The organism is Roseovarius sp. BRH_c41 (assembly GCF_000961715.1).
Lineage (GTDB): Bacteria > Pseudomonadota > Alphaproteobacteria > Rhodobacterales > Rhodobacteraceae > Roseovarius.
In genome coordinates this window covers 18,997-32,046 of record NZ_LADY01000039.1, presented here as the reverse complement: position 1 = coordinate 32,046, position 13,050 = coordinate 18,997, and the positions used below count along the sequence as shown (strand labels likewise).

The 13,050-nt window shown below is 55.9% G+C and carries 6 protein-coding genes and 1 pseudogene; 2 read left to right on the top strand and 5 right to left on the bottom strand.

The features are described 5' to 3' along the window. Positions 1 to 8 precede the first annotated feature (8 nt). Positions 9 to 839, top strand: coding sequence for an enoyl-CoA hydratase/isomerase family protein (locus tag VR71_RS12350; RefSeq protein ID WP_296430350.1), 831 nt, complete (start codon positions 9 to 11; stop codon positions 837 to 839). 72 nt (positions 840 to 911) lie between these two features. Continuing rightward, positions 912 to 2,885, top strand: a complete 1,974-nt coding sequence (locus tag VR71_RS12345) for an FAD-dependent oxidoreductase (protein WP_045684370.1) — start codon at positions 912 to 914, stop codon at positions 2,883 to 2,885. Positions 2,886 to 2,954: 69 nt separating this feature from the next. Here VR71_RS12345 and VR71_RS12340 read toward each other — a convergent pair whose 3' ends face one another. From VR71_RS12340 to VR71_RS12320, 5 genes and pseudogenes are all read right to left on the bottom strand, one after another. Then, the gene (locus tag VR71_RS12340) at positions 2,955 to 5,390 is read right to left on the bottom strand and encodes an AAA family ATPase (RefSeq protein ID WP_045684368.1); all 2,436 of its coding nucleotides are present in this window, start codon (positions 5,388 to 5,390) and stop codon (positions 2,955 to 2,957) included. Then, positions 5,387 to 5,962 carry a hypothetical protein gene (locus VR71_RS12335; protein WP_045684366.1) on the bottom strand — a complete coding sequence of 192 codons (576 nt, stop codon included), beginning with the start codon at positions 5,960 to 5,962 and terminating at the stop codon, positions 5,387 to 5,389. Before VR71_RS12335 ends, VR71_RS12340 begins: the two co-directional genes overlap by 4 nt. Then, positions 5,959 to 7,530, bottom strand: coding sequence for an SIR2 family protein (locus tag VR71_RS12330; RefSeq protein ID WP_045684364.1), 1,572 nt, complete (start codon positions 7,528 to 7,530; stop codon positions 5,959 to 5,961). Before VR71_RS12330 ends, VR71_RS12335 begins: the two co-directional genes overlap by 4 nt. A gap of 417 nt (positions 7,531 to 7,947) precedes the next feature. Then, a pseudogene (locus VR71_RS12325) lies at positions 7,948 to 8,154 on the bottom strand (phage integrase N-terminal SAM-like domain-containing protein); the annotation flags it as partial. A 169-nt stretch (positions 8,155 to 8,323) separates the two neighbouring features. Then, complete coding sequence (locus VR71_RS12320) at positions 8,324 to 13,030, bottom strand: DUF3320 domain-containing protein (RefSeq protein ID WP_045684357.1); 4,707 nt, start codon at positions 13,028 to 13,030, stop codon at positions 8,324 to 8,326. Between the last annotated feature and the right edge of the window lie 20 nt (positions 13,031 to 13,050).

Genomic DNA, 13,050 nt, shown 5'->3' with positions numbered 1-13,050 from the left:
AAAGTCAATTGATCGACGCACCTGCGTTCACCGCCATTACCTATGAGACTTGCAACCGAATAGCCGAGATCAGTCTTAATCGCCCTGAAGTTCTGAACGCCATTAACGGCACGATGCTGACGGAGCTGGATCGGGCTTTGGACCTCGCTGAGGCCGACCCGGAGGTAAATGTAATTTTGCTGTCGGGACACGGACGCGCCTTTTCCGCCGGCTTCGACCTCAAGGAATCCGCCGCACGCGGTGAAGTGACCCTAGCACAATGGCGACAGTTCCTTCAGGTGGATTTCGATCTCATCATGCGGTTCTGGGATTGCCCGAAGCCCACTGTAGCGTCGGTGCACGGCCATTGCCTAGGCGGTGGCTTCGAGTTGGCGATGGCCTGCGATCTGACTGTTGCTAGCGATACTGCCATGCTCGGTGAACCAGAAGTCAAGTTTGGCTCGGGTGTGGTGGCACTGCTATTACCTTGGCTCACAGGGCCTAAGATGGCTAAAGAGATTGTGCTCACGGGCCTAGACAAGCTCACCAGCCAACGCGCCTATGAGATCGGCCTGCTCAACCGCGTCGTCCCGCATGCCGAGCTTGAAGAAGCGGCCCTTAGTCTCGCCAGTGCGATTTCAAGCGCTGCTGGCGCTTCTGTGAGGATGTCCAAACAGGCCATAAATCGCAGCTACGAAGTGATGGGCATGCGTGCCGCCCTTCGGCAGGCCCTCGAGCTGGATATCTATATAGAGGCGAACGGTGGTCCGGAACGAGAGGCATTCAACCGGATCCGCAGAGAGGAAGGCTTGAAAGCAGCGATCGCGTGGCGCGAGAAACGCTCTGCTCGGACCGTTTAAGCCGACGTAGCCCACCTGAAGATCTACGTTCCAGCATGTTGCCTTTTAGTCATGCAGAGTCTGAGACCCCCAATGCCCAATGCCCCTTTTTATCCAAGGCTATTCGCCCCACTGACGCTAGGGGGTTTCGAAATCCGGAACCGCATTGCATCGACAGGGCATCAAACCTTTCTGGCGGAGAACAATCTACCTGGCGGCGCCTTGGTGGCCTATCATGAGGCCCGTGCGCGTGGCGGTGCGGGGCTAATTATCACTGAAGCAGCGCGCTTTCACGAGAGCGCCTTTGCCGCACCGCGCGAACTGCATCTTGTGGAAGACTCCGCCATACCGGCCTATGCAAGACTAGCAAAAGTGGTTCAGGGCCATGGCGCGCGCATCATCGGCCAACTCTCGCATTCTGGACGGGTTTCCCATCGGATGCGCGAGGGTCATCGCGGCGTAGCCTTTGCTCCCTCCCCCGTGCCTGATCGGCGCTATCAGACCGTACCAAGGCAGATGTCTACCGAACTGATAGAAGAACTGGTCAGCACCATCGGCACCGGCGCTCAGCGCTATGCCGAGGCCGGCTATGATGGGGTTGAACTGATGGCGAGCCACGGGTTGCTCTTCGCCCAGTTTCTAAATCCTGATGCCAATCGGCGCACCGATGCCTATGGTGGTACGCTTGATAACCGGATGCGCTTTTTGTGCGAAAGCTTGGCGGAGGTGCGCCGCAAAATACGGATTGGCATGGTTATCGGACTGCGCATTTCGGCCGAGGACTTTGAAGCGGATGGCACTGAGCCCGACGTGATTGAATCCGCTTGCTCTTACTTGGCTAAAACCGGAGCGATCGATTATCTCAACGTTACCGCCGGGTCCATGGCTGGACTCGGTGGCTCGATCCACGTGGTCCCACCGATGGAGATCGCTTCGGCCTACCTAGCCTCTCACGCCGGACGTCTGCGCGCAGCCACCAGCTTGCCGATATTAGTGGCCGGACGCATCAATCAACCCCAGGAAGCCGAACAAGTGCTGGCCGGCAACTATGCTGATATCTGCGGTATGACTCGTGCAATGATCACCGACCCGGAACTGGCTTCCAAGGCCCGAAGTGGGAGAGGCGAGAGTATCAAAGCCTGCATCGGCTGTAATCAGGCCTGTATTGGACATCTCCATAAGGGCGTTGGCATTTCCTGCATTCAAAGTCCGCTTTCTGGCCGTGAGGCGCGCTTCGCCCCGGCTCTAGCAGAGCCAGCCCGAATACCAGGTCGAATACTGGTGGTCGGAGGCGGCCCGGCGGGCATGCGCGCCGCCGTCACCGCAGCACAGCGTGGTCACAATGTGCTCTTGATGGAGGCTGCGCCGATGCTAGGAGGACAAGCGCTGTTGGCCCAGCGGTTACCAGAGCGGGCCGAGTTCGGTGGGCTGATAACCAACCTTGAAATGGAACTGGCCTCGGCAAACGTAGAAATTCGCATGCGCCAGTTTGTTGATCGTGCAATGATCGAGGCTGAGGCACCGGACGCGCTCATCCTCGCCACAGGAGCCCGCCCAGCCCCGTTGGAAATAGAAATTGAGGACGATCGGTCCCCGGTCCTTGCCGTAGAGGTATTGCAAGGCACTGCGCAGGTTCGTGGACGAGTTGTGATCGCGGATTGGCGTTGCGATTGGGTGGGCATCGGCACCGCTGCGCATTTAGCCGCCAAAGGGCACCACGTGCGCTTGGCGGTTGATGGGGTTTGCGCCGGGCAAAACCTGCCGACTTATGTGCGCGATTACTGGGCGGGCCGGCTGCATGCGCTCGGAGTCGAGGTTATTCCCTACGCGAGGGCTTTCGGGATGGATGCAGATACCGCCTATTTCAGCCAAAGTGTGACCGGCGCGCCGATATTGTTTGAGGGCGTGGATGATCTAGTGATTTCCGGACCCTATCTGCCTGACACGCGCCTTGAAGATACATTGAGCGGCCTCAACATACGCATATCGCGTGCTGGAGACTGCCTCTCACCACGCACCGCAGAAGAAGCGGTTTACGAGGGATTTCTGGCCGGGCTCGAGGCTTAACCCGCTCTAGCAATTACAACGACGCGGGCTGCTTCCGGGCCAGTCAAATCTCCCTTAAAAAGCGGACATCTATCCTGCTGCGTAAAACAATCGCTTTGGGTCCCAAGTCATTAGATGTGTGCTGTAGGTGGTTTGTCCTGTAGCACCTCGGGCAAGCTCTACGGTGATCAAGCTGTCGCTTTCGGATGCAGGACTAAGTTCGAGAGCCAAATAGTCAAAGAGTGGCTTCTCGTGAACAGCGATAATGACCTGTCGTTTCTTTTGCCTAGTTAAGGTCTTCAGGAGACCCGCAAACTGGGCAATGTGAATGTCATCCATGTTTTGAACTGGGTCATCCAGAACCAGCCAAGGCAGCGTTGGTGGGGCGGAAAGGTGAAGCGAAAGAAACAACGTGAGTGCCGCTGTATTGAGGTTTCCCGCACTCAACATCGCCTTGGGATTTCCGCCGTCGCTCTTCCCTCGGTAGCTTGTTTTTAGCTCAGCCTTTACCGGTCCAGAAGCTGTGTCAGGAAGCGCAAAAACCGGAACGAAAGGCTCCTCCGGAGCCAGGCGAACAAAAAGGTCTTTCCAGATTGAGTTTAGGGACTCGTTAAAGACCTGTTGAACGATCTCAGTCCTTACGGCGATAGCACTATCAGAAAGGCGCTTGAAGTTCTGGCGTAGAACATCGACCTCCTTAAAGGAGGCTTGGGCCTTCTCAACTCGCTTCTTGATCTGCTCCAAACTGGCCTTTTCAGCGTTTATCCTGTCAGCCAAGCTTTGCATTTCTTGTGTATATCTCATTGCATTCTGGCGATGCTCTTCTCTGCTCCTCATCTTACTTAGCTGTTCATCCACTGCCCGTTTGCAGAGCTCCAAAATGCTGGGCGTAGAGTCTTCAGGGTCTATGCCCGACAGCTTCAAATCAGTGACAAATTTTTGGCTAGACCGTCTGATGCCTTCGACCGTTTCAAGATCTTGTCGAAGCTCCGAAAGTTTTTCTGACGCGTCTCTGACTCGTTCATTGCAATGATCTCCGGCTTTGGCAACGTTCTCCGCATCTTCGAGTTGGCTTTTGGCATCTCTTAATCGCCCTGCACGCGACACCAGTGAATTCCTATCGACGATTGAGAGTGTATTAGCCGTGTGTGCCTCTAGAAGATCGGTTGCCTTCTTAACCTCGCTTCGCGCTTTCTGCCGCTCCATCGATACCGATTGAAGCTCAGAAGCAGCGGAAGTTAGGACTGAAATGTGCGCGGAAAGATGCGACTGTAGAGGACCCTTTGAAATCTCGCGAAAGTCTCTATGGCAAACCGGGCATTCATCGTCTTTTACAAATGGCGAGACAGCGGACAAGGCCCTTGCTAAGTCGCTTGTGCTCGAAGAAAGGCCTTCCAGCCTGTCACCTAGTCGTGCTGACCTTTCAGTAGCTTTGTTTAGTGAAGATTGCGCCGAAACGGTCTCCGCACGGGCAATCTCATCCCTCGCCAATCTGGCTTCGACCCTTGAAAGTTCAGCAGAAATCTCGTTTAGAGAAGCCGCACGGAAGGTCTCTCGTCCAACGCGAGCTGGGCTCGGTGAGTTAACCAGAAATGAAGTCACAAGCTCTACTAATTGCTGAAATCGCGGCTCATGAGTGGTCTTCCATTCATCAAGTTCGGCTCTTGCATTCATAAGTATTTGTTCTGCCTCTGCGATGGCAGCAACACTGATCTTGGAAAGACGCCCTAGCAATGATCGGGCTGATATAAGCTCACGGTCAATTTCCAAAAGGCGCGTGAACTCGTTTTCCTGGCTCAGGGAATTTTCAAGAGTATGCAGGAGGGCTTGTAGCTCCATATCTTTATCGAGATTGAACGCCTCCAAACTCTCCTTGAGACTGTTAGATGCAGTGATGCTGGCGTTTAGAAGTTCGTCTAGCGTTTTTTGCTGTCGTTCTTTGCTTACTAAAAGCCTTTCCACCTCATCTTCGGCATCGGAAAACTCCGGCACAGATTTTCTAAGGCGGGCTTTGTGTCCGGTAGGTTTCAATCCCTCAATTACATTGTCCAGGACTTCTAAGCCCAAGATTTCCTTTACGAATCTGGTCAGTGCGTTTTCACCATCTCTAGTGTCACTTATCTCATAGATTTCAAGCAAACGACTTAGTGTTGCTTGAGCAAGAAACGACCGCTCGGAGAAGAACCGCGAATGAACTGAATCTAATAGATGGGTGCCTTCGACGGCACCAGATGATGAAATCGTCAGGTTGGCAGGGTTGCTGTAGGTATCTTGATGTCGGCATTCGACGGAAACACTAGCCATCGTGGCATCATAATGAACGAGATCTTGCTTGTAGTTCCTCTCGACGCGGCTCATTGCGTCCACGCTTCCGGTCAGAGCGAATTCTAACGCAGACAGAAAGCTGGTTTTGCCGCTGCCGTTCGGCCCATGGATTAGTACGACCGATGCATCCAGATCTAAATCGATGAGACCGTTCAGGCTCCTAAAATCTGACGCACGAAGCTTCGTTATGCGAGAAGTCACTTTTGCTCCTCCCAGATTGGTTCTAAGGCGTCGCTTACGAGATCGCGCGCCATGGCTTCTACCGACTTCCGGCCTTGTTTGGCTGCCTTAGTTAGTTTCCGCACTTCTAAGGGTAGTTGTTCAATTTTTGTGTCCAGAGCAATAGCCGGATCGCCAAGAGCCTGGGCAGTGTCGAATTCGCCCAAAGGAAGCAACACTGCCAACCAGTTTGACAAGTTGTTTCCGCCAGATTCATCAGCAATCGAACCTACAGGCAACACGCGGCAGACGGACTTTAGTTCATCTAAGTGACGAACCGATGGGCGTGGACCGACGATAACTGTGGTGATCGAATTGCTTGCTCGTGAAACATCTAGCGCTCGCGCAACACCCAGGACGTTGACAACTATATCTTGATCTTCGCGCATTGCGGTATCTACGACCAGTATCAAGTCGTTTGATACCCCTTGCTTGTCCAAAACAGCGGGAAAGTCAAACTTGATCCGGTTGATAGCCAAGGGTGTGGGCAGGCGGCGGTACCCATTCTGTTCGAGCAGTGCAACCACCTTTTCGACTGGTCCCAAAATGGTCATGGCATCGCTTCCAAAGTAAATCTTTCGGTTAACCCTTCTCCATTTGTTACATCGTCGAGCAATGTCCGAATACTAGTACGCCTGATGCGGTCTGCTGACGTTCCTGCAAAGGATCGGCTCGGGGACCTCTGCAACCTATCATGTATTGGTTTCGCGTGTACGACAATGGCATCCCTCGATTCCTGTAGATGGCCAGACGCGAACAAATGATGTTCTGCACTCGCATCTGTCACGACATACAACGGTGTTCTGCGGTCGCCCTTAACCAGAGCAATCATACCAGTACCAATCCCGTCTCCAGGCGTCGTAGCGATTTCCCAGAGACCATTTGCAGAGCCGGAACTCAAGATCGCAGCCGCGATAGCTGCTTCGGGCAATCCGCTATTCCTCATAATCTGCGAGTCTTCAATGTTTCTTACGGCAGTTTCAGTAATTGGCTCAAAACATGCTGGGTCTTCAGGTGATCGCCCCTCAATCAAAAGGCTTTTGCACTTAGTTATCTGGCGCATCAAATGCAAAATAAAACTGAGGGTATCTGTGGTGCAACCTGCTGCAATTGAATTTCTCAAATCATGAATCTTCGCCTTAACCCACTCTCTTAATTCTTCAGGAATATCCATAGGTAGCATCGAAGAAATTCGGGTGAGCTTTCTCGCCAAACCGTACAAAAGAAGCGCGGGCAGCAGTTGGGATGCATAAGATCGGACAAGCACATGGCTTTGGATTTCACTCCGTGTTTGCCCAGTGTAGTGCTGCCGAAACACGTTAGCTAAAAGCGCGCGCTGATCTTCTCCAATCTCGTCATTCGAGAAAACGCAAGCTGGGCGCTCCCCGGGCCAGTCCCAAGCCAGTTGATTCTGCGCTTGCGAAAAGAGACCGCGAATGTTGAAGTCTTGTGCGGACAATCCTAGCATAAGGGTTGGGTTCTCCATAATCGTCGTTACCAAATGCTGGACCATGCCCTGGTTTCTAGGTTCGTCGCGCCAAGTATCGATTTGAACTTGTCTGCCGACAATGTGCTTACGATAGGTTTCCTCATCCTGAGCGGCCCGAACTGCACATCCATGAAACTTTAAGAGTTTCGCACGGAACTCACCTGCTTGCAGATCTTGGGACCTAACGCATACATCGATCGCACAAGCACCTGCGCTTGTTAGTTGCACCGCTTTCTCAACCAATGCGTCCCAGTTCGCTGATGCAAGTTCAGAAACCATGCCTTCTTTTATGAGAGCGGCCAAAGCAAAGTGTTCTGCGGAGGGCTCTACGTTTGGATCTGCATAAGTGCTGACTACGTCGATGCCGTTCCATACAAGTAGGTCATCGGCTTCACCTGCAACATCGATGTTAAGGAATTGAGCATATAGATTTGAAAGTCTTTGCTTCAAAATGCCTGCTATCTGCCACTCCGCAACTACTGTATCCAAGGTGACTTGATTTCGTTCGTCATCGTTGAGCCCCGCAATATTGAAAGCTCTCTCAAGGGCTTCCTTGAAAGGGCAGTTGGGGTTGTCATGATTGATACGCGACCTTAGGTACTCCAACACTTTGATCACAAGGTCGCCGAGCATAGGGAACCGCGAGCGCGATATTCCGGACCCCAACCAAAAAGCATATCGGCCGTCTGCAACACCCTGTGCAAACTCGGGAAAGTAACTATCCAACAAACATAGGGTTTGAAAAACCGAAATTGATCCTGCGTGAGGGCAATTGTTCAAGAGTACTCGTTTCCTACGGCGTTGAAAAAATTCTCAGGTTCCCATTGGTTAGGGTAGTCTGAGAAGTCTTGCTTCACAACTGCAGATTCAGCGTGCAAAGGTCTACTTTGAGGAGGTTGCGCTGCAGAATGATGACTACTGACGAGTGTCGGCTTTGGTGAAGGTTTTCTGATGTGGGTCGCGGCGATACGCTGCGCACTGGCGCTACCACGACCCGCGTTAGAAAACCTCCCAAGGAGGAAGCCGCGGGGGTCTTGGATAGACATATGGGGAAAGTGTAGAGGCGGTTGTGTCTGTCATATGGAGCTGATAACCGCGCAGGTCATCCGGCGTGGCCGTGTCGGGTGGTCGCCCAAAAAAGGCCGCGAAATCCTTGATCGCCCGGATGTGCGACTTCTGTGCCTTGTCGCCCATCCCACGGATGCGCATGTCTTCGATCATCCGCTGACGCAGCGGGGTTACTCTCTCCTCTGTCATGGGAAACTCCTGTCTGATGATTGAGAAGACCCCAGTCGTCAGGCAGATCAGTCAGATCGCAAAATACACACCGTTATGGGCGTCTCACGCCGTCAGCGGTAAGCACCAATGCCGCGGCTTCGTCCTTGGGCCGAGTGCGTCATTCTTGCTCCAAGTTCCTGTTCTACCCTCAGTCTTTCACCACGACCGCCATGATACCCTCCGACAAATCCGGCCCAACACGCTGAAAACCAAGTAAACGCGCCACGGCTTTCGTCATTTCTTCGGGTGGCATGATGCCGCTTTCTGCGCTTATCCGCGCAACTGCAGCGGAAATTTCCATGGGAGGCAGATATTCCGCCTTCAGCACACCGCCCGTCTCGGCCCTCCGGTCTCGAACCGGCGGAGCAGTGGCTTGATCTGCGGTCATGACAAAATGTCCCACCGTTGTCAGACGATTGTCGCTGCGTCTCTGCACCGCCTTCAAAGCACGCATTGTCGCATCAACGATCCGGCTACCCGCCTTGAGCTTACCAAAAGCTGTCGCGACCCGTCTTGCAATTTCATCGACATGAATCGGACCTTCAATCTCGACAATCTTGATGATCAGATCGCCGATCTGCCCCTGAGGCGCCTCATGTGGTTCGACGGTGCTTCTGACCGACAAGCCCACACGCTGATAGGGTGGGGCTGTTAGTTCCAGATGGCCGATTTCGATCGGTCCCGGAGTATTCTGCTCCACATCAACCACTTGCAGAAGTCCGCCCGTATTCGCGCCCCGCACAACGATGCCATCAGCGGCCGTTTCCTTCGCGGCCATAAGGGCTTCGGCAAGACGGCGGATCTCATGGTCACGGCGATGGAACCAATCCGTGCTCCAGATCCGGTGGAAACGCCAGCCAAGGCCTTCGAGCACATCCTGCCGCAAGCGGTCACGCTCGCGCGCCCAAAGTGCTGAGTGATAGGCGGCCCCATCGCATTCAACCGCGACGATATACTGCCCTGGACGGTCCGGATGGCGCACCCCGATGTCGATACGGAAACCTGCGGTGCCAACCTGCGGGTCGGCCTCATAACCAAGCTCACGAATGACGCGGGCGACATCCTCTTCAAAAGGGCTATCCGAATCAAGACCCGTTGCCACCTGCTCTTCAATGATCCCGGTTTTCGCGAAATCAAGGAAGCGTTTCAACACGCGCGGCCCCACGCGCGATGACCGGCTTGGGTCGATATCACCAGGATCGAATGAGGCGAAAATCTCGCAACGCACCCTTGCCCGCGAAAACAACACGTTCAAGCGGCGTTCACCGCCTTCACCATTCACCGGACCAAAAGACATGGCCGCCAACCGGCCGTTTGGCTCTTGCGGACCGTAGCCGACCGAAATCAGGATCACATCACGCTCATCGCCTTGCACGTTTTCGATGTTCTTCACGAAAACATCCTCGGCCCGACCTTCGCGCAGGAACGCGTCCAGAACCGGATCGTGGCGGCGTTCATATTCCAACGCCTCGGTCAATGTATCAGACTGCGCTTTGGAAAAGGCCACAACGCCAAGCGACAGGTCAGGGCTTTTGCGGGCATGTTCAGCAACGGCTTTGACCACATGCTGCGCCTCGATCTTGTTGGTTCCAGCCCGGGCTGACGTAGTTTTCCCGCGGGCATAAACGCCCGGCACGCGCCGGAACTTCATCCCATAATTGGGATCGAGCTGCAGTGGCGATGGCGGCAGAACCAGATTGTCATCATAGAATTCCGCGTTCGACACCCGGATCAAGGACGGATCGCGGGACCGATAATGCCATTCCAGCATGCGCGACCGCAAGCCACGGGCTTCGCAAAGCGACAGGATACTTTCCATATCTGCCGCCGTTGCGCCTGCGGGCATTTCGTCGTCCTCTTCGTTGTCTTCGACATCGTCCACAAGACGATCAAAGAACGACGTCGGCGGCAGTTGCTTTTGGTCCCCAACCACCACGATCTGGCCCGCGCGGGCAATCACGCCCAACGCATCCTCAGGCCGGATCTGCGACGCCTCATCAATCACCAGCAAATCAAAGGTCACCGTGCCGGGCGGCAGAAACTGCGCCACGGAAATCGGGCTCATCAGCATGACGGGCTTGATACGCTGCACCATCGAGCCCGCGTTTTTCATCACCCAGCGGATCGGCTTATGCCGGCTTTTGCGACCAATCTCACCGCGAATTACGCCCATTTCCCCCATGCTGCCCTTGGGGATCTGGGCAAAATGTCGCGCAAGGATCAGCGCTTGGGCCTCATTCAGGCGCGCGCGTTCATTTTTCTGAAACATCTGCACAAGCTCATGCCGGTCCAAACCGGCAAGTTGCCCAAGTTCGGGCAGCACCCTGCGCGCTGTATTCCAGCGCGCCTCGGCACAGGCATAGGTAAACTCGTCCCCGGCGGCAGCGGGTTCAACCCGACCATCTGCAACCGCGTCAATCACGCCTCCTGCCCCGTTTTCCACCGTCTGCGCCGTCGCGCGGGCAAGGGCCGCCCAGTCGACATAGCGCCCACTATCCGCTCGCATTTGTTCAAATGCGGCTGCCAGCTCGGTCAGGTCGGCCTTTTCCAATTCAGACGAAAACCCAGCCTGTTCAAGATCAAGCCCCAACCGGGCAATCGGTTTTTCCGCCTTTTCTTGCGCGTCCCGCGCCAGTGTGGCCAAGGTAAGCGCCGCTTGCGATGGCGCTTGGATTTTCGTCAGAGCGGCGAGAAGGTCGGGCGCCGAGCCAAAACCGGCCGCCTTTGCCGTTGCAAGCCAGGTTGAGGTCGTCTTGATCCCGGCAAAGTCCGTGCGCTCACCACGCCAATTCTCGCCCAAAGCCGATTGCAGCCACGCCTCCTCATCGGCAAGGCGCTGCCTGCGAGCCTGCACGTCAACCAGTTGGTCAACGAGCGCCAAACGCTCCGCGGCGGGCTTAGGAAGCGGCCCCGACAACAGCCCTGCCAGAACGGCCGATGCCTTGCGGTATGGCCCGAAAATTCGCGCAAAGAAGGATGATTGCCCACCTGCAATGGCGGTCCGCAGCGATGCAACCTCCGCCGACCACGCAGTTGCCGCAAACCGGCCTTCGGCCTCATGGCGCGCCTCTGCCCATTCGATACCCGACGTCAAAGCCTCACTCAGGCGGGGCTGGTCGACGCGATCAAGCAAACTTTGTGTGACGAAAAGCTGTGCATGCTCAGGGGCGGAGGACAAGATGTCCAAACTAGCCACCAGTGCCGTGGCATCCGTCAGTGACAAAGGCGCAGGCCGCAGCAGGGTTGGTGCAAGGCGCGCCGCCTCTGCCGAAAGATGTGTCAGCGCGGTGCTTGCGGCGGCTAGTTCACCGCCCAAGCGCGACAGATCGGTTGGCTGAAGGTCGTAGTTGGAGACACCGCGATAGGGATGGCTATCTGGCGCGCCAACATCCCTCAGCGCCTCGACAAACCGGGCGATGGCCGCCAGTGCGGCCTGACGCTCGGGCGCACCCAGCCGTTCAAGCCCTTCCAGGGGGATGGATGGCGGCTGCGCGCCCTTCCCAATCAGGCCAATAATCTCGGACATGGCCCGGAATGGCGTGTCACCCGATGCGCCCACGGGCTTGTGCAGCAGGTCTGAAATCCTGTTCAACTTGTCCCGGTTCTGACGCAGATCCGAGGCATCGGACACCCCAGGCACTGCCGCCGCACTGGCGCTCAACGTCCGGCCAAGCTCTTGCGCCAGCGCCTTTTTGTTTGCACTGCGCGAATGCAGTTCCAGACAGACATCGCGCAGACCCGCCTTCACCAGCCGGTGATGCACAACCGACAACGCCGCCATCTTTTCGGCCACGAACAGCACCGTTTTGCCGTCATGCGCGGCGGCGGCGATCAGGTTGGTGATGGTCTGCGATTTGCCAGTTCCCGGCGGCCCCTGAACCACAAGGTTCGCCCCCCGCCGCACCTCTTCGATCACCTTGGTTTGCGACGCATCCGCATCGACCACCTGAATGATATCCGCCGGGTCCAGCAGCACATCCAGCTTGTCCTCTGGCCCGAAAATCGACGTGCCCCCATCGAACCCTTCAGCCAAAAGCCCCCCCAGCAGCGCACTTTCCGTCAGCCCGCCGTCCGGCCATGCAGCAGGGTCCAAATCCCGGTGCATCAACAGCTTGGCGAAGGAGAAAAACCCAAGCTGCATCCCATCGGCATCAACCGTCCACCCCGGTTGGCCCGACACCGCATCCGCCACTTGGGCAAAATACCCTGACGGCGTCCAACCTTCGGCCTCGTCAATCTCGGGCAGCACAATACCGAAATCGGTGCGCAACCGTTCTTGCAGTGGCAGGTTGGTGGTGATGTCATCCTCCCGCGCGCGGATGTCATAGGTCGAGGTCCGCTCATTGCGCACCAATTCCACCGGCAGCAGCACCAAAGGGGCCTCCCGCCACACATCCGAACTGCTGCTTTCACGCCATTTCAGGAACCCGATGGCAAGGTAAAGGATGTTCAAACCCTGCTCTTCTTCGGCGGTGCGGGCGTCAGAGGCCAGCCGCAACAATCGGCGGGCCTGCGCTTCGGGGCCAAGCGGGGTTTCAAGGAACTGGTCGGTGAACCGCTCGGGGCCTGCGGAACCCGCCCCCTCCATCTCCATCGGCAACAGGGTGAACTGGCTGGCCTCTTCATCTTCGCCGGGCTTGCGATCCTTGCCCGTTGGCTTGAACCGCATCCGCTTGGCCTGATCGCGTAGGATGCCAAAGGTATCATCCGACCGCTCGTTGATGATGTTCAGCGTATTGGCCCGCTGGTTCGCGCGGTTAACGTGGATTAACCGGTTTCGGGTGCCGGTTTCCAACAGCTTTCGCCGCGCGGCATCCAGAACTTTTGTCGTCAGTCGGTCTGTTGGGGTCAGCATGGCTAGGCAAAGTCTTTCTT

What these genes read in the sequence shown, in the direction of transcription:
- VR71_RS12345 (WP_045684370.1), top strand. Translation starts at nt 912, where the DNA reads ATGCCCAATGCCCCTTTTTATCCAAGGCTATTCGCCCCACTGACGCTA.
- VR71_RS12335 (WP_045684366.1), bottom strand. Translation starts at nt 5,962, where the DNA reads ATGACCATTTTGGGACCAGTCGAAAAGGTGGTTGCACTGCTCGAACAG.
- VR71_RS12330 (WP_045684364.1), bottom strand. Translation starts at nt 7,530, where the DNA reads ATGCTCGGCGACCTTGTGATCAAAGTGTTGGAGTACCTAAGGTCGCGT.
- VR71_RS12320 (WP_045684357.1), bottom strand. Translation starts at nt 13,030, where the DNA reads ATGCTGACCCCAACAGACCGACTGACGACAAAAGTTCTGGATGCCGCG.